The sequence below is a fragment of the Yimella sp. NH-Cas1 genome (assembly GCF_022359705.1).
Classification (GTDB): Bacteria; Actinomycetota; Actinomycetes; order Actinomycetales; family Dermatophilaceae; genus Yimella; species Yimella lutea.
In genome coordinates, this window is record NZ_JAKSGG010000003.1 from 73,612 (window position 1) to 99,782 (window position 26,171).

Sequence of the window (26,171 nt, forward strand, 5' to 3'; positions counted from 1 at the left end):
TCAGAAATCGCCTGCGGCAGAACGCATCCGGGCGATGATCGACACGAGTGACTCGAGGTCGTCGCGGTCGAGTTCCGGTCGGCCGAAGACCTGCTCGTTGAGCGCAGCCGTCGCTTCTTGCGCGAGTGAGCGTCCTTCTGGTGTCAGTGCCACGACGAACGCACGCCGGTCGTCCGGGTGCGTGGTGCGCGTGACGAGACCGGCCTGCTCCAGCCGGTCGACGGCATTGGTGACGGACGTCGGATGCACCTGCAGGCGCGACGCGATCAGCTTCATCGGCAGGCTGCCGCGACGACTGAAGGTCAGCAGCATCAGCACCTCGTAGCGGGCGAACGTCACGCCGAACGGCTTCAGCACCGCATCGACTCGGGCCGAGACGATCTGTTGTGCCCGCATGAGCGAGGTGACTGCCGCCATGCCCGGCGCAGCATCGGCCCACCCGCGATCCACCCACTGATCCCGCGCGACCCCGATGGGGTCGGCAGCGAGGCGGGCGGGTGCTTCGGTCATGGGTCGAGAGTAAATCAAACTCGCGTTGACGTCCATTAATAGGAAGTCCTACTATTTTGCGAGAGCTGAGTCACGTCCACGCACCCGGAGGACCCCATGGCCGACATCAAGCCTGAACTGCACAAGCCGGAGCACCACGTCCGGATCGTTACTGCCGCAAGCCTGTTCGACGGCCACGACGCCTCGATCAACATCATGCGGCGGATCATGCAGACGCAGGGTGCGGAGGTGATCCACCTGGGCCACAACCGTTCGGTGCAGGAAGTCATCGACGCTGCGCTCGAGGAAGACGCGCAGGGCATCGCGGTCAGCTCCTACCAGGGCGGCCACGTCGAATACTTCGAGTACCTCGTCGATCTGCTGAAGCAGGCGGGCGCCGAACACGTGAAGGTCGTCGGTGGTGGCGGCGGCGTCATCGTGCACGACGAGATCGACCGGCTGCGCAAGGCGGGCGTCACGATCTTCTCCCCGGAGGACGGTCAGCGCATGGGCCTGGTCGGAATGATCAATTCTGTTGTCGCTGACTGTGATTACGACCTCTGGCAGCTGGGCCAGGCCGATCTGGACGCAGTGCTGTCGGGTGATCGTGCAGCCATCGCGCGAGCGATCACCGGCGCGGAGCAGGGTGCGCTTCCTGCCGAGTTCGTCGACGCGATCAACCAGGCGGCGGCCAAGCGTCCGGTGCCCGTGCTCGGCATCACCGGCACCGGTGGTTCTGGAAAGTCTTCTCTGACAGACGAACTCGTGCGCCGCATGCGCCTCGACCAGCAGGACAAGCTGCGCGTGGCGGTGCTCGCGATCGACCCGACTCGCTCTCGGGGTGGCGGTGCGCTGCTCGGCGACCGCATCCGGATCAGCTCGTTGGACGGTGACCGTGTCTTCTTCCGGTCGCTCGCCACCCGCGGCAACAACCAGGTGCCCGAACACCTCGACCAGATTCTGGCGCTGACCAAGGCGTCCGGATTCGACCTGATCATTCTCGAGACTCCCGGTGTGGGACAAGGAGATTCGGCCATCATCGACTACTCCGACGTGTCGATGTACGTCATGACTCCGGAGTTCGGTGCCTCCAGCCAGCTGGAGAAGATCGACATGCTCGACCTGGCCGACGTGGTCGCGATCAACAAGTTCGAGCGACGTGGAGCCGAGGACGCGTTGCGCGATGTCGGACGCCAGATGGTGCGCAACCGTGAGGCTTTCGGCAAGAAGCCCGAGGACATGCCGGTCTACGGCACCTCGGCGGCCACCTTCAATGACGACGGCGTGACCGCGCTGTACCAGGAGCTGCGAAACCTGCTGTCGGAGAAAGGAATGCACGTCGAGGACGGCGTGCTTCCGCAGGTCGACACCAAGCAGTCGACCCATATCGCCACGATCGTGCCGGCGTCCCGCGTCCGCTACCTCTCCGAGATTTCAGAAACGGTACGTGACTATCACTCCGACACCGCGAAGTTCGCCAAGGCGGCAGCCCGTGCGCAGCGTTACGAACTGGTCGCCGGCGAACTCGCCGAGGTGCCGCGCAGTGTCGCCGAGCTGATGGAGAAGGCGCAGCAGGACGTGCCCGACGAGATCTCCAAGGCTCTCGTGAAGTGGCCGAGCATCGTCGATTCCTACTCGGGCGACGAGCAGGTCGTGAAGATCCGCGACCGCGAGATCGTCAACAAACTCACTCGGGAATCGCTGTCCGGCAACAAGATTCCGCGCGTCGCGCTCCCGCGCTTCGACGACCACGGCGAGCTGGTGAAGTTCCTTCGCCGGGAAAATCTGCCGGGCTACTTCCCGTACACCGCCGGCGTCTTCCCGTTCAAGCGGGAGGGCGAGGATCCTGCCCGCATGTTCGCCGGCGAGGGCGACCCGTTCCGCACGAACCGCCGTTTCAAGCTGCTGTCGGAAGGCCAGCCGGCCACCCGCCTGTCGACCGCGTTCGACTCGGTGACCCTCTACGGGCGCGACCCCGACGAGCGTCCGGACGTCTACGGCAAGGTCGGCACGTCCGGCGTCTCGATCGCGACGTTGGACGACATGAAGGTGCTGTACGGCGGGTTCGACCTCGTCTCGCCCACGACGAGCGTGTCGATGACGATCAACGGCCCGGCACCGACGATTCTCGCGTTCTTCCTCAACACGGCCATCGACCAGCAGGTCGACGCATTCACCGAGCGTGAAGGCCGGGAGCCGAACGATGACGAGCGCAAAGAACTCGCGGCGTACGCCGTCGCGAACGTCCGCGGCACCGTCCAGGCCGACATCCTGAAGGAGGACCAGGGCCAGAACACCTGCATCTTCTCCACCGAGTTCAGCCTGAAGATGATGGGCGACATCCAGCAGTGGTTCATCGACCACCAGGTGCGCAACTTCTACTCGGTCAGCATCTCCGGCTATCACATCGCCGAGGCCGGGGCGAACCCCATCAGCCAGCTGGCGTTCACGCTCGCCAACGGCTTCACCTATGTCGAGAGCTACCTCGCGCGGGGCATGGACATCGACGACTTCGCGCCCAACCTGAGCTTCTTCTTCAGCAACGGTATGGACCCCGAGTACTCGGTGCTCGGCCGTGTCGCCCGCCGTATCTGGGCGGTGGCGATGAAGGAGAAGTACGGCGCGAACGACCGCAGCCAGAAGTTGAAGTACCACGTGCAGACGTCCGGCCGGTCCCTGCACGCGCAGGAGATGGACTTCAATGACATCCGCACCACGCTGCAGGCGCTCATCGCGATCTACGACAACGCAAACTCCTTGCACACCAACGCTTATGACGAGGCTGTCACCACGCCGACCGAGGAGTCGGTGCGTCGTGCGCTCGCGATCCAGTTGATCATCAACCGTGAGTGGGGTCTGGCGATGAACGAGAACCCGCTCCAGGGATCGTTCATCATCGACGAGCTCACCGACCTCGTCGAGGCGGCGGTGCTGAAGGAGTTCGACCGCATCACCGAGCGTGGCGGCGTGCTCGGCGCGATGGAGACCGGCTACCAGCGCGGTCGCATTCAGGACGAATCGATGCTCTACGAACACCGCAAGCACGACGGCTCGCTGCCGATCGTCGGCGTCAACACCTTCCGCAACCCCAAGGCCGACGACGGCACGCCGAAGCACATCGAACTCGCCCGCGGCACCGAGACCGAGAAGCAGGGTCAGCTCACCCGCGTCCGCGAGTTCCAGCAGCGGCACCAGGGTGAGTCCAAGCAGGCGCTGGACGAGTTGCGGGCCGCAGCGGTCAACGGCGACAACGTGTTCGACGTGCTGATGCGCGCCGCGCGGGTGTGCTCGCTGCAGCAGATCACCGAGGCGTTCTTCGAGGTGGGTGGCCAGTACCGGCGCAACGTCTGACCAGCCTCTACACCCGTAGTCAACGCAAGTGGTCGTGATCGCGGCCACTTCCGATCGCGCGCTGAGTAGGGTCGGGCGGGTGCGAACACAGATCGACGATCTCGGATTCCACGTCGACCTCCCCGACGAGGTCGAACGAGTCGTCAGCCTCGTCCCCTCCCTCACCGAAGCGATCGCGGCGACCCGTCCACAGGCTCTGGTCGGTGCCACCGACTGGTGCACCCATCCCGCGGACCTCGATGTGCCGCGCGTCAGAGGCACGAAGAACCCCGACGTTGCGGCCATCGCCGAGTTGGCACCCGACCTGGTGGTCGCCAACAAGGAAGAGAACCGCGCGCTCGACGTGAAGCGCCTGCGGGATCACGGGATTGCCGTTTGGGTGACCGACATCGAGACCGTGCCGCAGGCGCTGGACTCGATGCGCCGATTGTTCACCGAAGCTTTCGGCTGGGGGGCACCCGGCTGGCTGGACGAGGCCGACGCTCTGTGGCGAATGTCCGCAGGACGCTCGGGTGAGGTCGGCGGTTCTGCGGACACTCGGCGAGTGGTTGTGCCGATCTGGCGCGATCCGTGGATGGTGGTCGGGCGGCCGACGTACACCGCCGACCTCCTCCAGTGCCTCGGCTGTGACGTGGTCGTTCCGGACGGCGCCGAGGGCCGATACCCGCATGCCGACCTGGCCGATCTCGACGACCCGAGCCGCGCGGATCTCGTGCTGCTGCCCGACGAGCCGTACGTCTTCACGGCCGACGACGGCCCGGAGGCCTTCGTCGAGGTTCCCACGAAACTGATCAGCGGCCGGTTGATCACCTGGTACGGACCGGCGATGGTCGAAGCAGCTCGCACTCTTCCCGCCGTGCTGCGGCGCTGACGTCACCCCAGCGCGAGCGCCTCGTCGGCGTCGCGCTGCAACAACTTCCTGGTCGAGGCCTCCTGCTCGGCGGTCTCCCAATCGATGTCGTCGAGCGCGGCAAGTGATTCTGTGACAACCCGTTTCACGTTGTCGAGCGAGACCAGGCCGAGGCTGTACGCCTTCATGGCTGCACCGATGTATGTCTCGAAAACGTGGACTCCGGATGCCGCCAACTCCTCGCGTCGAGCGGCCGGGGTGCCGACGACATCGTGGATGAACACCGCCGACACGGCGTCCGGATAATCGGTCCGGACGCGTTGTCCGACCAGGACGTCGCCCTGGCCGGAGTCACCGACGAACACGACGCCGTACTCGGGGAAGAGCTTGCGGTAGTGCGCGAAGTTCGCCACCTTGCCGTCCGCCATGGCGTCCTTCGAGTGAAGGTTCATCAGGCTGCCGGCCAGCAGGGATGAACTCGCGACCCCCGCTTTGCGCAGCACGTCCTTGGAGTTCGATTCGATGAGACCGAACGCGATCTCGGGCCGCGCGGTCAGGAACGTGAGGTCGCCGCGTGACCACGGCGACTCGGTGGGACCGTCGTCCAGGGCCTGCAGGAAGGCCAGCGATCCCGGAACCAGAAAGTGGCCGTGGGGGTAACGCGTCTCGTGGATCATCGGGAAGACGGTGTCGTCGATGTCCGACAGCACCTTCACCCCGAGTCGTCCGAGCGGCTCGGCCTGCGCCGCGAAGTGATCGAGGACCCGTTCGCGCACCGACTCGTCGTCGATGTCGCCGAAGATCAGTTCCTCGAGGTCGTGATGATCGTCGCGCCGGTTGAGCGCGTTCTTCAGCTGCGTCAGTTCCTCGCCGTGCACGGAACAGAAGATGTCGACGATCTCCCGCTCCTCGTGCCGTCGCGTCCACCCCTCCTGCAGCCGGTGGATCCGGTCGACGTGCTCTTCGCTCACTGCGTTCCTCCCGAGAGTGGACGTGCCCGTTCGATGATGTCGTGCTCGGTGGCGCAGGTGTGGCTGCAGCCCGTCGATGTCAGGCTGGGTCGATGTTCCGTAAGCAGAGCGCCTCCGCGCCGACCGGATTCTTTCGTTGGGAAGCCGCCGGTCTGCGCTGGCTCGCGGACGCCGCCGGCGTGATGGTCGTCGATGTGCTGGACGTGCGCGAGCATCACCTCGACCTCGTCGAGCTCACCGAGGTGGCTCCGACGGCGCAGGCGGCTGAGGAGTTCGGACGCGCCCTCGCCCGCACACACGATGCGGGAGCGGATGCGTTCGGTTCACCCCCGGACGGTTGGGAGGGGGACGGCTACTTCGGACCACTGTCGGAACCGATCCCTTTGGAGCTCAAGCCGACACTGGGCTGGGGCGAGTTCTACGCGCAGCAGCGCATCCTGCCGATCACCCGACGATGCGTGGCGTCCGGCGCTCTCTCCGAAGCCGAGGCGCAGCTGCTGGAGCGCGTCGCCGATCGTGTGTCGTCCGGTGACTTCGACACAGACGACGGACCATCGCGCATCCACGGCGATCTTTGGTCGGGCAACCTCCTGTGGACGGCGCAGGGCGCGGTGCTGATCGACCCGGCGGCGCACGGAGGTCACCGGGAATCCGACCTCGGGATGCTGGCCCTCTTCGGCACCCCGCACCTCGAGCGGATCATCGCCGCGTACGAGGAGGAACATCCGTTGGCGGACGGTTGGCGCGATCGGGTGGCGCTGCATCAGCTGTATCCGCTCGCTGTGCACGCATTGCTGTTCGGCGGCGGGTACGCGGCACGGACGATCGCAGCAGCACGTCGGATCGCCTGATAGTCCGCCGCGGGCCACGCCGGAACCGCCTTGAGCTGGGACGCTCGCCGCAACAGGACGTGGACGAGGCGGTCGATGCTGCTCTGTGCCGCCTGCGGGTGGCGCTCGCCGAGGCGCACAAGAGTGATGTGCACAAGCTGCGGGTGCTGCGAACCTACGCGCAACGGTGGCGTCCGGACGCAGATCCTGTGAGCCTCGACTGAGTCCTCACTCTGGCGGTCCGCACGTGGTCGGGGCCTGCCGTCCCTGCTTCCCCGGTCGTGCAGACTTCGACCTTGCGGCGTGCGCTCGCGAACTTTCGGCGATACTGACCGCACCGACGGAAGGAAGCCTGAGATGTCCCGCGAGATCGCGACTGCCGACCGACGTCCACTGCAGGAGGTGCTCGATTTCGTCCGCTCCCGGCCCACCATGGTGCTCACCACGTTCCGCCGCGACGGCTCGTTGCAGAGTTCGCCGGTGACCGGTGGCGTCGACGACCAGGGCAAGTCGCGCATCCGGATCACGATCGACCGCACCGGCCCGATCGCCACCGGTGGCTTCCCGACGCGCCTCGCCGACAAGGACTGACCCGTGAGCGATCAGCGTTTGCGCATCGAGAAGGCCGTCTTCAACGGCGGTGCCAAGTTGCCCCGAGTGGTGAAGCGGGCGATCGCCGGTAAGCCGCCGACGGCGGACGGTCGGACCCTCGATGTCGACTTCGCCGTGGGCTTGAGAATGCTCGAACTCGGTGGGGCGACCGAGTACGCGGGCATGACCCTGCAGGAAGCCCGCGACCTGCTCGAACACGAGTCGCTCGTGTCTGCCGGTCCACAGGTCGAGGTCAGGCAGGTCGAAAACCTCACCCTCGATCTGCCGGACGCGTCGATTCCGGCTCGTCTCTACAAGCCGTCCGAAGACCCGAAGCTCCCGCTGCTGGTCTACTTCCACGGCGGCGGTTGGGTGCTCGGCAGCATCGAGTCGCACGACGGACTCTGTCGCCGCATCTGCGACCAGGCTCAGGTGGCCGTCCTCAATGTCGGCTACCGGCTCGCGCCCGAACACCGTTTCCCGGCAGCCGTGGACGACGCGATCGGCGCGTTCCGGTGGGCCGTCGAGCACGCGTCCGAGATCGGTGTCGATCCCCGCCGTATCGCCGTCGGTGGCGACAGCGCCGGCGGCAACCTGTCGGCGGTGATCGCCCAGCAGACCCGCGGCGACGCGGTGCAACCGGCCTTCCAGCTGTTGTTCGTGCCCGTCACCGACCTGTCGCGACGCACCGATTCCTATGCGAAGTTCAGGGAGGGATACTTCCTCACGTCGTCCGAAATGGACTGGTATCAGGACCATTACATCGGTCCGGACGGTGACGCGACCGACCCGCGCGTCTCACCACTGCTGGCGCAGGACCTCACCGACCTGCCGCCCGCGTACGTCGGCGTCGCCGGTTTCGACGTGCTGCGCGACGAGGGCATCGCCTACGCCGAGGCCATGCAGGCAGCCGGTAACCAGGTGCAGCTGCGGGTGGTCGCCGGGGGAGTGCATCCCTGGGTCAACTCACCCCTCGCCCGCACCAGCAGGGAGCACCTCGCCGAAGCGCTCGGGGCGTTGCGGCAGGCACTGGGTGTCGTCTCGACGTGACGAAGGTCGCGTCCGCGGGCTGAACAGGGCGTCTCGGTTACCGGGCGGTCGCGACCATACTGGGCGGCATGATCGACCAGCCGCAGATGGTGTTCGAGGCGACCGACGAGGGCCGCGCCGCGACCGAACCACTTCGCAACGACATCCGCCTCCTCGGCGGGATGCTCGGCGACGTGGTGCGCGAGCAGGAGGGCGAGCGAGTCTTCGAACTTGTGGAGCAGGCACGTAAGAAGGCCTTCGCCGTCCGGCGCCAGGAGGTCGATCGCGAGGGTTTCGCAGAGCTTTTCCACGACCTGTCGACCAAGGACGCGCTGCATGTGATCCGGGCGTTCAGCCTGTTCGCGCTGCTCGCGAACCTTGCCGAAGACCTGCACCGGGAGCGTCGTCGCGCCGTGCACGTCAACGCGGGTGAGGCACCGATCGACGGTTCGCTCGCGGCGACCTTCCCCAAACTGCAGGCTGCGCACCTCGACAACCGCCAGGTCGAGAGCGCGCTGCGGGACGCGACGGTCGTCCCGGTGGTCACCGCGCACCCGACCGAGACCCGGCGCCGCACCGTGTTCGAGGCGCAGAGCAAGATCAAGCGCATCATGCGAACCCGCGAGCGCATGACCCTCAACGCAGAGGAAGAGCGGGATGCGTTGCGGGACATCAAGATCCAGATCATCACTCTCTGGCAGACCGCGCTCATCCGGTTGAAGCGTGTGCAGATCGAGGACGAGATCGAGGTCGGGCTGCGCTTCTTCGAGGCATCGCTGTTCGATGTCATGCCGCGCATCAACGCGCAGGTGCGTCGCGAGCTGAACGAGCTCTACCCGGGCGCCGATCTGCTCGAGGAGCCGATGCTGCGTGCCGGCTCGTGGATCGGTGGCGACCGGGACGGCAACCCGAACGTCAACGCCGACGTCGTCGCCACGGCCTCACGACGTGCATCCCAGACCGCACTCGCCCACTACCTGCGTGAACTCGACGGCCTCGAGGTCAGCCTGTCGTTGTCGAAACGACTCGCTCCGACCAGTGATTCGCTCACGACGCTGGCCGACCTCAACACCGAGGACGAGCGGGACGATGAGCCCTACCGTCGCGCGATCCGATGGATCCGCGGACGGCTGGAGCGCACCTACGAGAACTTCTTCGGTCGCCCCGCCGACGGTGCGATCGAGGTCGAAGGAGCTGCGCCGTATGCGCAGGCGCAGGAGTTCCTGGACGACCTGAACGTCGTCGACGACTCGTTGCGTGCCAACCACGACGACCTGCTCGCGGACGCCGAACTCGCCGGTCTTCGTGAGGCGGTCCGCACCTTCGGGTTCCACCTGTACGGGCTCGACCTGCGGCAGAACTCCGACGTGCACGAAGAGACCATCGCCGAGTTGTTCGCGTGGGCGGGCGTGCACGACGACTACACCGCCCTGGACGAGGACGCGAAGGTCGAGTTGCTCGTGCAGGAACTCAGCTCCCGGCGACCGCTGGTCGGTCGTGGCGCGGAGTTCTCCGAGCAGACCTCCGGCGAACTCGCGATCGTGGCCTCCGCCGCGGACGCGGTGAAAACCTTTGGTACGGAAGCGATTCCCAACTATGTGATCTCGATGTGTACGAGTGTCTCCGACATCCTCGAATGCGCCGTCATGCTCAAGGAGGCCGGTCTCTACGTGCCGGACACGGACGGCGCGACCTGCTCGGTGAACATCGTGCCGTTGTTCGAGACCATCGAGGATCTCCAGGTCTCGGCCACCACCCTGCGGGCGGCCCTCGCCCTGCCCGCGTACCGCGCCTTGGTCGATTCGAAGGGCGGTCTGCAGGAGGTCATGCTCGGCTACAGCGACTCCAACAAGGACGGCGGATACCTCGCCGCGAACTGGGCGCTCTACCGCGCGGAACTCGACCTCGTCGACGTGGCAACGGAATTCGACATCCGTCTGCGCCTGTTTCACGGACGCGGCGGCACCGTCGGACGCGGCGGCGGCCCGAGTTACGACGCGATCCTCGCCCAGCCTCCGGGTGCCGTCCGTGGCTCATTGCGACTGACCGAGCAGGGCGAAATCATCGCCGCCAAGTACGCCGAGCCCGCGCTCGCGTACCGCAATCTCGAAGCTCTCGTCGCCGCCACCCTCGAATCGTCGCTGCTCGACATCGAAGGGCTGGACGACACCGATCAGGCCTACCGTGATCTGGACGAACTGGCGGCCCTGGCCCGGGACGCGTACAGCGAACTGGTCCACCACACAGACGGATTCGTCGAGTACTTCAAGACCTCCACCCCGGTCGCCGAGATCGGTGCGCTGAACATCGGCTCGCGTCCGGCGTCCCGTAAACCCACCGAGCAGATCTCCGACCTGCGGGCGATCCCGTGGGTGATGAGCTGGTCGCTGGCCCGCGTCATGCTGCCGGGTTGGTACGGCACCGGTTCCGCGCTGGAACGTTGGATCGACGGCGACGAGACCAAGCTCGCCAAGCTCAAGCACTACTACGAGCACTGGCCCTTCTTCCGCACCGTGGTCTCGAACATGGCGCAGGTCATGGCGAAGTCCGATCTCGGTATCGCCGAACGATATTCGCGCCTCGTCGACGACGAAGCACTGCGCGAGCGGGTCTTCGGCAAGATCACCGAGGAGCACGCGCGCACGCTGCGCATGTACGCCGCGATCACCGGTCACGACGACCTGCTCTGGGACAACACCGCCCTCAAGCGGTCGGTCTTCAATCGCTTCCCCTACCTCGAGCCGCTGAACCACCTGCAGGTCGAGTTGCTTGCTCGCTACCGCGCCGGGGACGAGGACGAACAGGTGCGCCGCGGCATCCTGCTCACCATGAACGGTCTGGCCACAGCCCTGCGCAACTCCGGCTGACCGGTTTCGCGGAGAGCCGCTCAGCGGGTACCGGACTCCAGATCGAGGAGGGTCTGCTTCGCCTCGGTGCCGCCGAGGTAGGCGCCGAAGTTCCCGTCCGAGCGCAGCACCCGGTGACAGGGCACCACGATCGGGAGTGGGTTCATCGCACACGCGGTGCCGACCGCCCGGACGGCGCGGGGTTTGCCGACGTGCTCGGCGACCTGCCTGTACGACTCGGTGCTCCCAAAACGGATGGACGGCAGGTACTCGTGCACGCGGGCGCGGAAACCGCGGGACAGCGAGCGGTCCAGCGGGAGCTCGAAGGCGCGCAGACGTCCGGTGAAGTACTCCTCCAGCGGCCGGGCAGCCTCGTCCAGTCGACCAGGAGCGTGCAACACCCGTGGGCTGATCTGCGCTGCCAGCATCACGAGCGCGGTGTCGAAGTCCTCGAGTTCGAAAGCGACCCGAACCAGTCCCGAAGTCGTTGTGGCGAGAAGCAATTCACCGACGGGGGAGTCGACCGTGCGGTAGGCGACCTCGACCTCGTCCCCTGCCGTATCCGCGAGGTGAGCGCGCAACATCTCCAGGTGCGCCGGGTCGGTGCGCAGGTCGTCCAGCTGGTTCATGACTCCTCCTCGCGATACATGATGCGTAGTTTCTTCATGCCGTCGGCGGCTGCGCGCCGCGCAGCTTCAGCTGATCCGCCGATCAGGTAAGCGGCGTCGGTATAGGACAGCCCGGCCAGGTGGTGGTACGCGATGGCCTGCCGCTGCCGATCCGGCAGCGCCGCGACTCGCGCCCACAGTTCCCGATCGTCCTCGGACGGAAAACCGTTGTCGTCCAGTGCGTCCGGTACATCGGACACCAGAACGTGACGTGATTCGCGCCGGACGACGTCGATCGCCTTGCGATGGGCGATCGTCACCAACCAGGCGCGCACGGTCGCGTCGTCCGGCAGATCCGGCCAGGCACGCATGGCCGACAGGAAGGTCTCCGACCAGGCATCGTCCGCCGCGGTGTGATGGCCGAGCACCGCCCGGCACACCCGCAGCACCACGTCGCCGTGCTCGCGCACGGCGTGGTCGAACGGCTGCTTCATGGTCATCACTTTCGAAAGACGGCCCGGCCACCGCGAACGTGAGGTCGGTCGACACATAGTCTGCAGGGCGTGTCCCCGATCCGCCGCGCTCTGCAACTTCCGATCGGCTGCATCGTCCTCGGTCTGGGGGTCACCTTCCTGCTGGCCGCCAAGCTGGGCTCGGACGGCTACTCCACGCTGATGAGCGGTCTCACGGACGCGACCGGTGTCGACTTCGCGGTGGTCAGCTGGATCAGCGCCGCTGTGCTGGTCGCCCTGGCCTGGTTACGCGGGCAGAAGCCCGGTATCGGCACTGTCTGCCAACTCGTCGTCGTCGGCCTGTCGGTCAGTGCTTTTCTCAAGGTGATGCCGACTCCGGACGATCTGTCGGCCCGGATCGGGATGTTCGCCGTCGGTTACGTGGTGCTGTGCATCGGCGTCGCGGCGTACCTGGCGACCGATCTCGGCGCCGGTCCGACCGAAGCTGCGGCTCTGGCGTTCGACCCGCCGGTACCGTTCAAGTGGAGCTACACGATCTTCCAGGGGTTGTGCGTGCTGGTCGGTTGGCTCTGCGGCGCGACGGTCGGGATCGGCACGTTGATCCTGGCCGCAGGTATTGGCTGGTCGATCGACCGGCTGATGCCGGTCCTCGGCCATTCGGCTCGGGAGGTTGCCGGAACCGGCGCCGTCGACTGACCTGGGGTTGCTGCGTGACGAGGAGCGTGATCGTCGGCCTCCTGCACAAGGAGACCGAGGCGATGAGCGCGACACTCTGACGAGGGTCAGATCTGCTTCGCCAGGTGGTACCAGGTCTGGGTGACGTGCATCCCGACCTTCTCGTACAGCCCCAGCGCGCCGGTGCGCGAGTCGGTCGACAGCCCGAAACGGACGGCGCCCTTCTCCCGACCGAGCCGGAACGCGTCCGCCATCAGGGCTCGTGCCAGCCCGAGTCCGCGCTGGTCGCCTCGCACCGCGAGCTGGTCGATGTAGGCCTCGCCGGCCGAATCGATCAGCAGGGCTGCCACCCCGACGACCTCGTTCGAGTGGTCGATGGCCAACCGCATCTGCCACGGCTCGAACCCGCGGCGACGCAGCAACCGCACGGACCAGTCGTCGAAGGTCTGCGGGTTACGGTTCGGCCACTCGTTGAACGCGTCCTCGACCACCTGATATGCGATGTGGTCGTCCTGTCCGGGCACCAGTCCACGGATCGAATATCCCTGGGGGAGAGGCTGTTCGGCAACCTCCTTCTCGGGCGACAGCTCGAGCACCCACGACGTCCAGAGCGTTTCGTAACCGCGTCCGCGTAGCAGCGTCTCGCCCGGGCTGTCGCCGAACCGGGATTGCCCGACCAGCGTGCCCCCGTCGCGTTTCGCCTGTTCCTCGCTCCATCGCGCCAACCACGACCCGATGCCACGCCCCTGATGGGAGGGAAGGACAGCGGCATCGGCTCTACGGCCGTCGGCCACCTCTGCTGTCCCGACCAGGCGCTCGCCCTCGAAGACGCCGACACTCTGCGACGACAGATCGAAGTTCGTCCTGGCCCAGTCGCCCTCGATGTCCTCGACCTCGATGCCGGGCTTCCCCGTGTCGGCGAACTCGGCCTCCGAATAGACCACGAAGGCAGCGTCCAGATCGTCGGGGACGAGGGGGCGGCTGGTGAGGCCAGGTGGGAGGTCGATGCTCATGTCGCCAAGCATCCTCCCGCGGCGGTCGCGGCGCATCCGGATATGCCACGGTTGGATCCATGCGCCCCGGAACCACGAACTCGCTCACCGACGTCCACGGCATTCGGGTGGGCCATGCCACCCGGCGCGCTGACGGATGGTTGACCGGGACGACGGTGGTCCGTATGCCCGACGACGGAGCCGTCGGCGGCGTGGACGTCCGCGGTGGGGGACCGGGTACCCGCGAGACCGATCTGCTCGACCCGCGCAACATGGTCGAGCGGGTGCACGCCATTGTCCTCACCGGTGGCAGCGCGTTCGGCCTCGCCGCTGCGGATGGTGTCATGCAGTCGCTCGCCGCCGAAGGCATCGGCCTGCCGGTGGAAGCGGCCGGACGACAGGTGCCGGTGCCGATCGTGCCCGCTGCGGTCATCTTCGACCTGGGCCGCGGCGGTGACTCGAACGCCCGGCCGGACGCGTCCTTCGGCGCGGATGCGCTTGCCGCAGCGACCGATTCGGCCGTCGGCCAGGGCGCAGTCGGCGCCGGAACCGGCGCGCGTGCAGGCGGTTTGAAGGGTGGCATCGGTTCGGCGAGCGTGGTGCTGGACGACGGGACTACCGTCGGCTGCCTGGTTGTCGTCAACGCCGTCGGCAGCACGGTCGTCCCGGGCACCGGCGAGTTGTACGCGGCGCGGCAGGGCCTGCCGGACGAGTTCGCGCAGGTACCGGTGCATCCGAACGACCCACCGCCGCAGACACCGGCCGTCGGCACCGCGACCACGCTCGCCGTGGTGGCGACCGACGCCACTTTGACAAAGGCGCAGTGTCAGAAACTCGCCGGCATCGGCCACGATGGCATGGCGCGGGCGATCAATCCCGTGCACACGATGTTCGACGGCGACACCGTGTTCGCGGTGTCGACGACGACCCGAGAAGCGCCGGACGGCATGGGTTTTCACGCCCTGCTCACAGCGGCCGGGGATTGCGTCACCCGCGCTGTCGGCCACGCGATGTGGCACGCCGAGAGTGAAGCCGGCATGCCGAGTTACCGCGACCACCACGTCGCAAGCCAGGTCGAGTAGGTGTTGAACGCACCCGATATTCGCTCACGGGGGTTTCCCGCAACGCTTCAGAAGCCCTGACTCCGGTCAGTCGTTCTGCGGGAACCCGAGGTTGAGACCACCGTGCGAGGGGTCGAGCCAGCGAGAGGTGACGGCCTTGGTGCGGGTGAAGAAGTGAACGCCCTCGACGCCGTACGCGTGACTGTCGCCGAACAGCGACGACTTCCAACCACCGAACGAGTAGTACGACACCGGCACCGGAATAGGCACATTGATGCCGACCATACCGACCTCGACCTCGTTCTGGAAGCGGCGAGCAGCACCGCCGTCGTTGGTGAAAATGGCTGTGCCGTTTCCGTATTCGGATGAGTTGATGAGGTCGAGACCCTCGTCGTAGCTCTGCACCCGGACGACCGACAGCACCGGTCCGAAGATCTCGTCGGTGTAGATCGACATGTCCGTGCCGACTTCGTCGAACAACGTCGGTCCGACGAAGAAGCCCTCGTCCGGGCCGTGGAACTCCCCGTCGCGACCGTCGACGACCAGGCGGGCACCGGCGTCCAGGCCGGCCTGGATGTAGTCGGTGATCCGGTCGCGAGCCTGCGCGGTGACGACCGGACCCATGTCGCAGCCGGTCGAACCGTCACCGGTCTTCAGTCCGGCCATCCGGCTCTTGATCCGCTCGATCAACTCGTCGGCGATCGAGTCGACCGCGACGACCACGGAGATCGCCATGCACCGTTCACCGGCGGAACCGAACCCCGCGTTCACGGCCGCGTCGGCAGCGAGGTCGAGGTCGGCGTCGGGCAGCACCAGCATGTGGTTCTTCGCACCGCCGAGAGCCTGAACCCGCTTGCCGGTCGCCACGCCGCGCTCGTAGACGTACTTCGCGATCGGGGTCGAACCGACGAACGAGACGGCCTTCACGGTGGGGTGATCGAGCAGCGCGTCGACAGCCTCCTTGTCACCGTGGACGACGTTCATGACGCCGTCCGGCAGGCCGGCTTCCTTCCAGAGCTTCGCGACCTCGACGACGGCGGACGGGTCCTTCTCGGACGGCTTGATCACCACGGCATTGCCGCACGCGACCGCGATCGGCACGAACCACAGCGGCACCATCGCCGGGAAGTTGAACGGCGAAATGACGGCGACCACGCCGAGGGGCTGCAGGATCGAGTAGGCGTCCACCCCGGTCGACACATTCTCGGAGTACCCGCCCTTGAGCAATTGCGGGATGCCGCAGGCGAACTCGGCGACCTCCAAGCCGCGGGTCACTTCACCGAGGGCGTCCGAGGTGACCTTGCCGTGCTCCGAGGTGATGATTTCGGCGATTCGCTCCTTGTTCTCGTCCAGCAGCTGGCGGAACTTGAACAACACCGGCGTTCGCTTCGCGAGCGAGGTCGATCCCCACTGCTTCGCAGCTGCGGCGGCGTGCTGGACCACGCGGTCGACCACTTCGGCGGACGCGAGGTCGAGCGTTCCGGTGACCTGCCCGGTGGCGGGGTTGTATACCTCGCTGGTGCGCTCGGCGGAACCGTCGAACTCCTGGTGGCCGATGAGGTGGGTGATCCGGGTGGGCGTGCTCATGGCGTTTCCTCGTGTGTCGGTCCGGTGAAGGGAAGTCGGGGGTCCATCGGGTGGTCGGTCCAGGTGTCGCGGACCCAGGTGTGCGCCGGGTCGTCGCAGATGCGCCACGCCCGTTCGTCGCCGGGTCCGGCCATCACGTTCAGGTAGTACAGGTCGTACCCGGGCGGGGCCATCGACGGCCCGTGCCAGCCGTGCGGCACCAGCACGACGTCGCCGGAGACGACACGGGCGTTGACCTCGATCGGACGATCGGCCGTGCCGTGCACGGCCTGGTAGCCGTGCGGTTCGGCCTCGGCCGGGCCACCCGTGGCGATGCGGGACTCGAAGTAGTAGATCTCCTCGAGTTCGGTCTCGACGCCGGGGCGTTCCTCGTCGTGTTTGTGCGGCGGGTACGAACTCCAGTTGCCCGACGGCGTCAGCACCTCGCAACAGATGATCGAATCCGCTTGCAGCGCAGCGGGAGTGCCGAAGTTGTGCACTTGCCGAGAACAGTTGCCGGCGCCGCGAAGCTCGACCGGCACGGCGTCCTTGTCGATGACAGCGAACGGTTGATCGGACGACGCGGGCGCGAAACACAGCGCCACCCGACTCGGCTCGGACGCGGTGACGGTGAGAGTTCGGCCACGGGGCACGTACGCCACATCGCTCGGACCTTGGAACACGTCGGCTCGCCCCATCAGCCGGACCTGATCCGGGTCGCAGGACACATCGACACCGAGGCCGGACAGCGGAACCACGATGTACTCGTCGTCACCGGTCTCGAGCGTGCGTGACTCGCCGGCATCGAGCGTCGCCACCAGCAGCCCGGTGTGCCGCCAGGCGTCGCTACCCGGTCGCACCACGACGTCGTACTGCTCGTCGCTGATCGACCCGGCGGGCCTGTGCCAATTCATGATTCAGTCCCTTTCGCCGAGTGGCCGGGCTGTGAACCAGTGGCCGGGGTATAACCCGGCCACTCGTCCGTAGCCCGGCCACTCGATGAAGGTCCGGTGCCGTGGACGAGGCGAGCCGCGACGTCGACGGCCGCGGCGACGTCGTCGTCCGGCGGGAAGAGCAACGCGCGACCGATCACCAGCCCGGCCGCGGACGGAGCGCTGAGCGCGTCCTCCCAGCTGGCGTACCTCTCATCCGAACCGGTCGTCGGGTCGCCGCCGAGTAGCAGGGTCGGAAGGGTGGTGGCCTCCAGGACACGGTGCATCTCGGGCACGATCGGCACCTTGAGCCAGGTGTACGCACTGGTGGCTCCGAGACCGGACGCCACGTGCATCGACCGGATGGTCGCGTCGGCGGTGAGGATGTTGCGGGCACGGCCGTCAGTGCCGAACTCCGACCAGAACGGTTCGATCATCGCGATCTTGCGGCGGGTTGCCAGCTCGTCGACAGCATGTGCTGTCGCCTGGAGAGTGGCGACGGTTCCGCTGTCCTGCAAGCAGATTCGAGCAAGTGTCTTTCCGCCGTCCAGTCCGAAATCGTCGATCTGCGCCGCCGTGTACCCGGTGAACCGATCATCGAACTCGAAGCCGGCCCCCTGCAAGCCGCCGCGGTTCATCGACCCGATGACCAACTTGTCGTCCAGCGCTCCGAGCAACAGGAGGTCCTCCAACACGTCGGCCGTGGCGAGCACGCCGTCGACACGCGGGTTCGCCAGCGCCGTCACCAGCCGGCCCAGCAGTTCAGGTCGGGACGCCATCGCGTCGTTGTTGTCGCGCACCCCGAGCGCGCCACGGGCCGGGTGATCGGCGGCGACGATGAGGAGCCGACTGTCCGGGCCTTTGCGGCGCCCACGCGCCGCCCAGGCAGATGCGATCGCGTCCGGGTCGCTGATCCGTCGGCGGGTCAGTTGGTGAATTTCGTTGTCGGACAGTTTCATCATCCCTCCTGACGCACGGCGCCCGCTGCCAGCGCAGCCTCGACCTGGGCAGTGTTCGGCATGGCGGACGAGCACTCGAGTCGACCAGCGACGATCGCGCCGGCGGCGTTCGCGAAACGCAGCATCCGTTCCAGATCCCAGCCGGACAAAAGCCCATGGACGATCGCCCCACCGAACGCGTCACCCGCACCGAGGCCGTTGACGACGTCGACCGGCAACGGCGGCACCTCCACGCATTCGCCGGCGGTCATCGCCAGTACCCCACGCGGACCCTGTTTCACGATCGCCAGCTCGATCCCACGATCCAGCAGAGCCCGGGCAGCTCTGGTCGGATCGGTCTCACCCACCGCGATCTCGCACTCGTCCTGGTTGCCGACGGCGACCGTGACATGCGCGAGTGCCTCACCGACTATCGCGCGGGCGTCGTACGGCGACGGCCAGAACATCGGTCGCCAGTCGAGATCGAGCACGGTGAGCGGGCGCCGCTCTCGAACACCCCAGGCGTGGAAGTGCGCTCCGCGCGAGGGTTCGCGGGACAGGCCGGTGACCGTCGACCAGTACACGCGGGCGTCCCGCACCTGCTCGACCGGTATCTGCGCGGGATCGATCGTGAGGTCGGGTGCGATCGGCTCGCGATAGAAGTAGAGCGGGAAGTCGTCGGGCGGAAAGATCTCACAGAAGGTGATCGGTGTCTTCAGTTCCGGGGTCGGCGTCACGGCGGAGGGGTCGACCCCGAACTCCTCCAAATGCCTGATCAGGTAACGACCGAACGGGTCGTCTCCGGTCCGGGAGATGAGCGCGCAGGTGCGTCCGTACCGCGCGGCGGCGACCGCGACGTTGGCCGCGCTGCCACCCAGGAACTTGCCGAACGTGTCGACCTCCTCCAGGCCGACGCCGCTGGTGAGCGGGTACAGGTCGACGCCGAGCCGGCCGATGGCCAGCAGGTCGGGTGCGGACGAGGTCACGACGAATGCCCTTCTCGGGGGACCGGACGGGTGAACCTGCAATGTAATGACATTTTTACGTCCGAATGACCTTTGCTGTCTATGATCGGCCCATGGCTGAGACAGTGCCGGTGGTCATCGATCGGGCGAGCCCAGTCCCGTTGTACTACCAACTCGCCCAGCAGCTCACCGCTGCCATCGAGAGCGGGTCGCTCAAACCGGGCGATCCGTTCGAGAACGAACTGGCGATGGCCGAACGGCTCGACCTGTCCCGCCCGACGGTGCGCCGGGCGATAGCGGAGCTGGTGCAGCGTGGCCTGGTCACCCGGCGCCGAGGCATCGGGACGACGGTCGCCAACGAGGTGATCCACCGCCGCGACGAGCTCACCAGTCTCTACGAGGACCTCGTCCGCTCCGGGAAGGAGCCACGCACCGAGTTGCTCGACTTCGACCGCACTGCTCACTCGCCGGTGGCTGCCGAGTTCTTCGGCGTCCCGAAGAATGCCGACCTGGTGTTCGTGCGGCGTCTGCGATACACCGGTGACGTCCCCCTGTCGATCCTGTCGAACTGGTTGCTGCCGCAAGCGGCGAAGTTCGACGAGCGGCAACTGGTCGACCGTGGCCTGTACGCGCTGCTGCGCGAGGCCGGAGTGCGTCCGGTGGTCGGCAAACAGCGCATCGGTGCCCGGCGTCCGACCGGCAAGGAACGTTCGATGCTGCGCACCGACAAGAGCGAACCGCTGCTGACGATGACCCGTCGAGCGTTCGATGAGTCGGGCGCACCGGTCGAATACGGCGACCACGTCTACCGCGCCGACCAGTACGCCATCGAGATCACCGTCCACAAGAGCTGAGCACCGTCACAGGTGATGGCGCTGATCGCGCTTACCCTGCTCGTACGCCGCACGCGCAGCTGTGGTCGACTGCAAGGTGGAAGTCTCGCTGACCGGTACATCCCACCAGGACGAACCCGGGGGATTGGGGCCGGTGAGGTCGGTCTCGATGTAGAGCACCACGGACTCCTCGCCGTCCAGCGCAGTACGCAGACTGCTGCGGAACTCCTCGATTCCGTCGCTGCGCACCACCTTCACACCCCAGGACGCCGCATTCGCCGCGAGGTCGAACGGCACCGGAGCCCCGTCCAAACGCCCGCTGGACGCGTCCCGCATCCGGTACTTCGTGCCGAAGCGCTGCGACCCGACGGACTCCGACAGTGCACCGATCGAGGCGAAGCCCGCGTTGTCGAGCAGCACGACGATGACCTTGATGCCTTCGGACGCGATGGTCGCGAGTTCCATCGGCATCATCTGGTAGGAACCGTCACCGACGACGGCGACGACATTCCGGTCTTCGTCGCCGATCGCGAGGCGGACGCCGAGCGCTGCCGGAATCTCGTATCCCATGGTCGAGTAGGCGTATTCGAGGTGGTACTGGTCGGGCGAGGTCGCGCGCCACAGGCACTGCAGGTCGCCCGGCATCGAACCCGCCGCATTGATGATCACGTCGCGCTCGGCCAGTTCGTCGTTGAGTGCACCGAACACCTCGGTCTGTGCCGGGAGCGGCTCGTGACCGCGGTGATAGCACTGCTCGATGACGTCGTTCCACTCGTCCCAGAGCCCCGCTGCTTCCTGCTGATACGCGTCGTCGGTGTGCCACCCCGCCATCTGCTCCTGCAACGCGACGAGCGCGGCGCGGGCATCGGCCACGACCATCGTCGCCGAGTTCTTCGCGGCGTCGAAGGCCTGCACGTTGATGTTCACGAACTTCACGTCCGGACGCGCGAACGCGGTGTGTGACGCGGTGGTGAAGTCGGAGTACCGGGTGCCGATGCCGATGATCAGATCCGCCTGCGCAGCGAGCGCATTCGCCGCGGAGTTGCCGGTCGAGCCGACTCCACCGACGGCCAGCGGATGGTCGAAATTGATCGCACCCTTGCCGGACTGAGTGTCGGTCACCGGAATCCCTGTGACAGAGGCGAACTCGCGCAGGACCTCACTCGCCTCCGAGTAGACGACGCCACCGCCGGCGACGATCAGGGGTCGCTTGGCAGCCTTGATCGCGGCGACTGCTCGTTCGAGAGCCGTCGGGTCGGGGGCCGGTCGGGGAATGTGCCAGATCCGGCGGGAGAAGAACTCCTGGGGCCAGTCGTACGCCTCGGCCTGCACGTCCTGTGGCAGGCAGATCGTCACCGCACCGGTCTCGGCCGGATCGGTCAGCACCCGCATGGCAGCGAGCAGCGAGGGCATCAACTGTTCCGGACGGTTGATCCGGTCCCAGAAACGTGAGACCGGTTTGAATGCGTCGTTGACCGAGATGTCGAGCGAACGCGGGTCTTCCAATTGCTGCAGCACGGGGTCGGGGTAGCGGGTGGCGAACTGGTCGGACGGCAACAGCAGTACCGGTAGTCGATTGGTCGTCGCGAGGGCGGCGCCGGTGACCATGTTCGTCGCGCCGGGGCCGATGGACGTGGTGACGGCCAGTGTCTGGCGGCGCCGCGTCTCCTTCGCAAACCCTGCGGCCGCATGAACCCCGCCCTGCTCGTTGCGCATCAGCCAGTACGGCATCGCGTCGTCTTCTTTCGCATCGACCGAGTTCTGCAGCAGGGCCTGGCCCACGCCGGCGACGTTCCCGTGTCCGAAGATCCCGAATGTACCTGCGATCAGACGCCGCTCATCGCCGTCCCTCTCCGAGTACTGCTGCGTCAGAAAGCGGACGAGTGCCTGGCCGACCGTCAGGCGAACGGTGGGCGCGTGGGCGTACGGATAACTCGAGCTCATCGGTGCTCCCCTCGGGACGGTCAAGCCAGGTTATCGGCCTTGTTCTGACATTTGAACAACTGGGCCCGGCGGGCCGGGGGCCTCAGGACGCGTGAACGGACGGAGGGCGGCCCGCGTGGGACACTGGTCGCATGCTGACCAGAACGCACGCGTTCACCGTTCCTGTCCCTCATTCCAGGCAGGAGGTCTGGGACTGGTTCGCCCGTCCGGGTGCCTTCCACCGGTTGGCGGCTCCGTGGACACCTCTGCAACCACTGGAGGAAGCGCGCAGTCTGGCCGACGGCCGAGCGGTGCTCCAAGCGAAGGTCGCGACGGCGTCCGTGCCCCGTGGCCGGTGGGTGGCCCAGCACCAGCCCGACGACTACATCGAGGGGAGTCAGTTCGGCGATCACTGTGTGTCCCAGCCGTTTTCGGCGATCACCGGGTGGACGCACCTGCATCGCTTCGAGGGCGACGACGCGTCCTGCCGTTTGATCGACCAAGTGACGACCCGCGTCCCGAAGTCAGTGCTCACCCCGATGTTCCGCTACCGCGGACGCCAGGTGACCGACGATCTGAACGCTCACGCGGCTGCCGCGCGGCAGTGGGAGGCGAAACCCAGCACCATCGCGATCACCGGCGCGCGCGGGTTGGTGGGGACGGCGCTGACCGCGTTCCTTTCGACCGGTGGCCACAGGGTCATCCACCTCGTGCGTGGCGAACCCGATCCCGACGCGATCCACCAGCAGCGGCACTGGGATCTCGAAACCCCCGACCCGGCGATCCTCGACGGGGTCGACGCGGTGGTCCACCTGGCCGGCGAGACGATCGCCGGCAGGTTCACCGCCGAGCACATGAGCAAGGTGCACGACAGTCGGGTCGGTCCGACCCGTCGGCTGGCCGAGGCGATCGTGCAGCACGGCGGTCCGCGGGTGTTCGCCTCCGCATCCGCGATCGGTTTCTACGGCTCCGAGCACACCGACGAACTGCTGGACGAGTCGAGCCCGTCGGGCGACGACTTCCTGGCCAGTGTGGTGCGTGGGTGGGAACAGGCGACTTCGCCGGCCTCCGACGCAGGTGTACGGACCGTGCTGGTCCGCACAGGTTTGGTGCAGTCGGCCCGCGGAGGCCTGCTGGCCGTCCTTCGTCCGTTGTACGAGGCCTTCCTGGGCGGTCGTCTTGGTGACGGGCAGCAGTGGATGTCGTGGATCGCCATCGACGACCTGATCGACGTCTATCACCGCGCGATCTTCGACGATGTGCTCGCCGGTCCGGTGAATGCCGTTGCCCCGCAGCCACTTCGCAACGAGGAGTTCAGCAAGGTGCTCGCGTCGGTGATCTCCCGACCGAGTTCGCTCGCGGTGCCGAAGGTGGGCCCACAGGTGCTGCTCGGCCAACGCGGAGCGCGGGAGTTGGCGCTCGCCAGCCAGCGCGTCGTGCCCGCCGCGCTCATCGACGCCGGACACAGGTTCCGACACCCTGGCCTGCGGGAGGCGCTGCAGCACGAACTCGGCCGAACCGACTGAGTCACCGATCGACCACCCGATCGGGTGGATTTAGGATCCGGAGCATGAACTTCACAAGCATCATCGCCAAGGCGAAGAATTACGCCGCGAAGAACCCCGACAAGGTGCGCGACGGCATCGACAAGGCCGAGGCCGCGGTCAACGCCAAGACCGGCAACAAGTACGCCGGCAAGGTGAGGCAGGGCGCAGACGCCCTCGAGGACCAGCTCGGGGTGCCGGACGCTCCCGCGCAGCCTCAGGGTGGCGAGCAGCCGCCGACCACTGCGGCTCCGCAGCCGAACCAGCCGGGCACCCAGGCGGGCACCCAACCCGGAACGCAGCCGCCCGCAGCCGGCTGATCACGGCGCACCACAGCGCGCTCGACGAGACCGCGTCCCCTGATGGGGCGCGGCCGGGATGAACGCGTCCACCGAGGTGCGTCCGCCGACATTGCGGACGTTGTAACGGCCGATGATCTTGCCCTGGTCGCCCGGGCTTGCCGACGGTCGTGCTCTTTGCGGACCGGTCGATGAAGATGGCGCCGCCGGTGTTCGCCTCGCCGCGGCGTCCGTCCGAGCCCACGAACGCCAGGCGCTCGGTCGCGCACGCAACTGACCCGTCCGCGGTGACTGCGATGAGTCCGGTGCGGTCCAGCACGGATCCGGCGCCGTCCCGATTGACGGTGGCGCGTGCCCGCAGACCGCTGGTCCAGGTCGCGGTGCGTCCTTCAGCACGAGCTTTCCCTTGTCGGACGTGTACGTACCGGACCCGGGCTCGAGACCAAAGTCATTGCACAGAAGGTTCCAAGTCGTTGTGCGACTCCCGCCCGGCGATGCGTCGACGGTCCTACCCTGGGACAGTTGGCCGTAGATCGATGAAAGGCAAGACGTTGAGACCCGCTGCGACGACCATGCCCCTGAGCGCCCACCGCGTGGCGCCGGGTGGAAGCGTACGCGGCGGCATTGTGATGCTGCCCGGGCTGCGCGAGTCGGACGCGACCATCATGGAACTCGCGCGCCGTTTCGCTCACGAGCGCTACGTCGTCCTCGTCCCCGAACTCGTCGCGGGCCTCGGCCTCGACCCGCAGGCGGCCGCGCGCGCGGAGCAGGCCTGGCAGGACGCCGACCTTGCCGACGACCCGACGGTCGGCGACGTCATGGCCGTCATGCAGAGCCCCGACTACGAGCGTTGGGTGATGAAGGCCCTGCGTGCCACCGTCGGGGAGCTGGCGAAGGAACCGGGCGTCGACACCCGGATCGCGGTGATCGGCTACGGCACCGGCGGGGGACTCGCGTTCGCGCTCGCGGCGGTCGATTCTCGGGTTCGCCTCGCACTGTCCTACGACTGTGTGGCCACCGATATCGACCTGGTCGAGAACATCAAGGGTGCAGCGGTCAGCTTCTACGCGGCCGACAACGCGGCGGCCGCAGAAGGTCTGCCCGAGTTACGGGCAGCGATGCGCCGTGCGGGAGTGCCGTTCTGCGCCAAGAAGTACCCGGGCAACCTCAACACGCTGCGTGATCTGGCGGCAGTCGGGCCGCAGTCGGCACTGGCTCGCGACCTGTGGCAGCGTTCGCTGGCGATGTTGCGGCTGCACCTCGCCTGATCCGTCGGCATCACCGGCCGCCGGTTGACATCCAGCTGCCCAGCGGCTGATCGGGGTAGTCCTCGTCGGTGACTACCTCGTCGACGACGTTCAGCCCGCGTGCTCGGTAGGTGCGTAGCGCGGCAGGTCCGTCGAGCGAGCAGGTGTGCACCCAGACACGCGAGACCTTCGGCAACCCCGTTGTCTGCCAGGCGCGCTCGATGCCTCGGGTGAGTAGCGCCGACCCCAGTCCACGGCCGATCGCCGATTCCACCAGTCCGAAGTACTTGATCTCCATGTCCGTGGTCTGCCCGATCGACGACGCACCGAGTTGCAGGTAGCCCTGTGGAACGCCGTCGGCGTAGGCGATCAGGAAACGAGTGCCGGGCGCGGCGAGGTCCTCGGACCACTGTTGACGAGACCAATCGAGGCGGTCGGTCCAGCGCCACGGACCGCCGACCAGTCCGTACAGGAAGCGAGCGAATTCCGGTGTCACCGAAGTTGATTCGGTGACGGTCAAGCCCTCGGGAAGCTGGTCCGGGCCACGGAGGTCGTCCGGTGAACGCATCTCCAGCGTCCAGGTGGTGACCTTCACGGACGGGTCAGCAGCGCGTCGATCCGGTCGATCGTGGCGGCGGTCGCCTCGCCGTCGCCGTCCGGCCCATGGACGTCGGTGAACAGGTGGCCGCGGCCGGGGACGACGAAGTCCTCGAAGGACGTGCCCTCGGCCTCGACCGACGCACGCAACGCGTCGAGGTCGTCCTGCTCGATCCAGGGGTCGGACTCGTAGCGGTGCACCTGTACCGGCGCACCCGGCCACCGTCCGAACGGCGCCGCGACGCTGTGCATCAGGATCACGCCGGCGGCCTCGGGCCGGGTCGCGGCGAGGGTCTGCGCGAAGGCCGAGCCCAGCGAGAACCCAGCGAGTGCGGCGTCCGCGGGAAGTTCCTCGACCACCGGCAGGATCCGCTTGAACAGTTCCTTGGCGCCGGTGCGGTCGCGGTATCCGACGCCCGACTCCTCGTCGTCGAACACCTGGCCGTCGTAGTAGTCGGGCACCACGAGGGTGTGGCCGCGTTCGGTGAGCGCATCGGCGAACTCTCGCACCGCCGGTCGCAGGCCGAGGGCGGAGTGCAGCAGCAGGATATGGGTCATGTC

25 protein-coding genes are annotated in these 26,171 nt (G+C 67.0%); 13 read left to right on the forward strand and 12 right to left on the reverse strand.

Going from position 1 to position 26,171, the window contains the following annotated elements; translation table 11 throughout:
• Window positions 1-510, reverse strand: a complete 510-nt coding sequence (locus MF407_RS00715; protein ID WP_129625406.1) for a MarR family transcriptional regulator — start codon at window positions 508-510, stop codon at window positions 1-3.
• A gap of 96 nt (window positions 511-606) precedes the next feature.
• On the opposite strand from MF407_RS00715, the gene icmF reads away from it, so the two are divergent.
• Window positions 607-3,840: a fused isobutyryl-CoA mutase/GTPase IcmF gene (gene icmF, locus MF407_RS00720; RefSeq protein ID WP_239700743.1), complete on the forward strand. Its 3,234-nt coding sequence runs from the start codon at window positions 607-609 to the stop codon at window positions 3,838-3,840.
• 79 nt (window positions 3,841-3,919) lie between these two features.
• Entirely contained in the window at window positions 3,920-4,711 is a 792-nt protein-coding gene (locus MF407_RS00725) for a helical backbone metal receptor (RefSeq protein WP_239700745.1), read from the forward strand.
• 2 nt (window positions 4,712-4,713) lie between these two features.
• Here the strand turns inward: MF407_RS00725 and MF407_RS15765 are convergent, their stop codons facing one another.
• The gene (locus tag MF407_RS15765; protein ID WP_129625408.1) at window positions 4,714-5,661 is read right to left on the reverse strand and encodes a phosphatase domain-containing protein; all 948 of its coding nucleotides are present in this window, start codon (window positions 5,659-5,661) and stop codon (window positions 4,714-4,716) included.
• 92 nt (window positions 5,662-5,753) lie between these two features.
• On the opposite strand from MF407_RS15765, the gene MF407_RS00735 reads away from it, so the two are divergent.
• The 5 genes from MF407_RS00735 (at window position 5,754) to ppc (ending at window position 10,978) form a co-directional block, all read left to right on the forward strand.
• Entirely contained in the window at window positions 5,754-6,512 is a 759-nt protein-coding gene (locus MF407_RS00735; protein ID WP_129625409.1) for a fructosamine kinase family protein, read from the forward strand.
• A gap of 59 nt (window positions 6,513-6,571) precedes the next feature.
• Entirely contained in the window at window positions 6,572-6,715 is a 144-nt protein-coding gene (locus MF407_RS00740; protein WP_168990207.1) for a hypothetical protein, read from the forward strand.
• Window positions 6,716-6,848: 133 nt separating this feature from the next.
• Window positions 6,849-7,082: a pyridoxamine 5'-phosphate oxidase family protein gene (locus tag MF407_RS00745; RefSeq protein WP_129625410.1), complete on the forward strand. Its 234-nt coding sequence runs from the start codon at window positions 6,849-6,851 to the stop codon at window positions 7,080-7,082.
• Between the two features lie 3 nt (window positions 7,083-7,085).
• On the forward strand, window positions 7,086-8,132 hold the full coding sequence (locus tag MF407_RS00750) for an alpha/beta hydrolase (RefSeq protein WP_129625411.1): 1,047 nt from the start codon (window positions 7,086-7,088) through the stop codon (window positions 8,130-8,132).
• A 68-nt stretch (window positions 8,133-8,200) separates the two neighbouring features.
• Entirely contained in the window at window positions 8,201-10,978 is a 2,778-nt protein-coding gene (gene ppc / locus MF407_RS00755) for a phosphoenolpyruvate carboxylase (RefSeq protein ID WP_129625412.1), read from the forward strand.
• A gap of 20 nt (window positions 10,979-10,998) precedes the next feature.
• On the opposite strand, the gene MF407_RS00760 is transcribed toward ppc, so the two are convergent.
• Together MF407_RS00760 and MF407_RS00765 are read right to left on the reverse strand one after the other, a co-directional pair.
• Entirely contained in the window at window positions 10,999-11,586 is a 588-nt protein-coding gene (locus MF407_RS00760; RefSeq protein WP_129625413.1) for a methylated-DNA--[protein]-cysteine S-methyltransferase, read from the reverse strand.
• Window positions 11,583-12,059 carry an RNA polymerase sigma factor gene (locus MF407_RS00765; protein ID WP_129625414.1) on the reverse strand — a complete coding sequence of 159 codons (477 nt, stop codon included), beginning with the start codon at window positions 12,057-12,059 and terminating at the stop codon, window positions 11,583-11,585. The genes MF407_RS00760 and MF407_RS00765 overlap by 4 nt, the downstream gene beginning before the upstream one ends.
• A gap of 69 nt (window positions 12,060-12,128) precedes the next feature.
• Between MF407_RS00765 and MF407_RS00770 the strand changes: the two genes are divergently transcribed.
• Window positions 12,129-12,734 carry a hypothetical protein gene (locus MF407_RS00770; protein WP_129625415.1) on the forward strand — a complete coding sequence of 202 codons (606 nt, stop codon included), beginning with the start codon at window positions 12,129-12,131 and terminating at the stop codon, window positions 12,732-12,734.
• Window positions 12,735-12,820: 86 nt separating this feature from the next.
• Here the strand turns inward: MF407_RS00770 and MF407_RS00775 are convergent, their stop codons facing one another.
• On the reverse strand, window positions 12,821-13,726 hold the full coding sequence (locus MF407_RS00775; protein WP_239700746.1) for a GNAT family N-acetyltransferase: 906 nt from the start codon (window positions 13,724-13,726) through the stop codon (window positions 12,821-12,823).
• A gap of 59 nt (window positions 13,727-13,785) precedes the next feature.
• Between MF407_RS00775 and MF407_RS00780 the strand changes: the two genes are divergently transcribed.
• Window positions 13,786-14,787 carry a P1 family peptidase gene (locus MF407_RS00780; RefSeq protein WP_129625416.1) on the forward strand — a complete coding sequence of 334 codons (1,002 nt, stop codon included), beginning with the start codon at window positions 13,786-13,788 and terminating at the stop codon, window positions 14,785-14,787.
• Window positions 14,788-14,853: 66 nt separating this feature from the next.
• Here MF407_RS00780 and MF407_RS00785 read toward each other — a convergent pair whose 3' ends face one another.
• From MF407_RS00785 to iolC, 4 genes are read right to left on the reverse strand one after another with little or no spacing between them, the layout of a single operon-like run.
• Window positions 14,854-16,353 (reverse strand): CoA-acylating methylmalonate-semialdehyde dehydrogenase, encoded by a 1,500-nt coding sequence (locus tag MF407_RS00785; protein ID WP_129625417.1) that lies wholly within the window; start codon window positions 16,351-16,353, stop codon window positions 14,854-14,856.
• The gene (gene iolB, locus MF407_RS00790; protein WP_129625418.1) at window positions 16,350-17,249 is read right to left on the reverse strand and encodes a 5-deoxy-glucuronate isomerase; all 900 of its coding nucleotides are present in this window, start codon (window positions 17,247-17,249) and stop codon (window positions 16,350-16,352) included. Before iolB ends, MF407_RS00785 begins: the two co-directional genes overlap by 4 nt.
• Window positions 17,243-18,223, reverse strand: a complete 981-nt coding sequence (locus tag MF407_RS00795) for a deoxyribose-phosphate aldolase (protein WP_239700748.1) — start codon at window positions 18,221-18,223, stop codon at window positions 17,243-17,245. Before MF407_RS00795 ends, iolB begins: the two co-directional genes overlap by 7 nt.
• Complete coding sequence (gene iolC, locus MF407_RS00800; RefSeq protein WP_129625419.1) at window positions 18,223-19,188, reverse strand: 5-dehydro-2-deoxygluconokinase; 966 nt, start codon at window positions 19,186-19,188, stop codon at window positions 18,223-18,225. The genes MF407_RS00795 and iolC overlap by 1 nt, the downstream gene beginning before the upstream one ends.
• Window positions 19,189-19,280: 92 nt before the next feature.
• On the opposite strand from iolC, the gene MF407_RS00805 reads away from it, so the two are divergent.
• Window positions 19,281-20,021 carry a GntR family transcriptional regulator gene (locus MF407_RS00805; RefSeq protein ID WP_239700751.1) on the forward strand — a complete coding sequence of 247 codons (741 nt, stop codon included), beginning with the start codon at window positions 19,281-19,283 and terminating at the stop codon, window positions 20,019-20,021.
• 6 nt (window positions 20,022-20,027) lie between these two features.
• On the opposite strand, the gene iolD is transcribed toward MF407_RS00805, so the two are convergent.
• Window positions 20,028-21,944, reverse strand: coding sequence for a 3D-(3,5/4)-trihydroxycyclohexane-1,2-dione acylhydrolase (decyclizing) (gene iolD / locus MF407_RS00810; protein WP_239700754.1), 1,917 nt, complete (start codon window positions 21,942-21,944; stop codon window positions 20,028-20,030).
• A gap of 131 nt (window positions 21,945-22,075) precedes the next feature.
• Between iolD and MF407_RS00815 the strand changes: the two genes are divergently transcribed.
• From MF407_RS00815 to MF407_RS00825, 3 genes are all read left to right on the forward strand, one after another.
• On the forward strand, window positions 22,076-23,449 hold the full coding sequence (locus MF407_RS00815; RefSeq protein WP_239700756.1) for a TIGR01777 family oxidoreductase: 1,374 nt from the start codon (window positions 22,076-22,078) through the stop codon (window positions 23,447-23,449).
• 44 nt (window positions 23,450-23,493) lie between these two features.
• Window positions 23,494-23,787 carry an antitoxin gene (locus MF407_RS00820; protein WP_129625423.1) on the forward strand — a complete coding sequence of 98 codons (294 nt, stop codon included), beginning with the start codon at window positions 23,494-23,496 and terminating at the stop codon, window positions 23,785-23,787.
• Between the two features lie 515 nt (window positions 23,788-24,302).
• Window positions 24,303-25,034: a dienelactone hydrolase family protein gene (locus tag MF407_RS00825; RefSeq protein ID WP_168990208.1), complete on the forward strand. Its 732-nt coding sequence runs from the start codon at window positions 24,303-24,305 to the stop codon at window positions 25,032-25,034.
• A gap of 10 nt (window positions 25,035-25,044) precedes the next feature.
• Here MF407_RS00825 and MF407_RS00830 read toward each other — a convergent pair whose 3' ends face one another.
• On the reverse strand, window positions 25,045-25,608 hold the full coding sequence (locus tag MF407_RS00830; RefSeq protein WP_239700758.1) for a GNAT family N-acetyltransferase: 564 nt from the start codon (window positions 25,606-25,608) through the stop codon (window positions 25,045-25,047).
• Window positions 25,605-26,168, reverse strand: a complete 564-nt coding sequence (locus MF407_RS00835) for a dienelactone hydrolase family protein (protein WP_129625426.1) — start codon at window positions 26,166-26,168, stop codon at window positions 25,605-25,607. The genes MF407_RS00830 and MF407_RS00835 overlap by 4 nt, the downstream gene beginning before the upstream one ends.
• Window positions 26,169-26,171 lie beyond the last annotated feature (3 nt).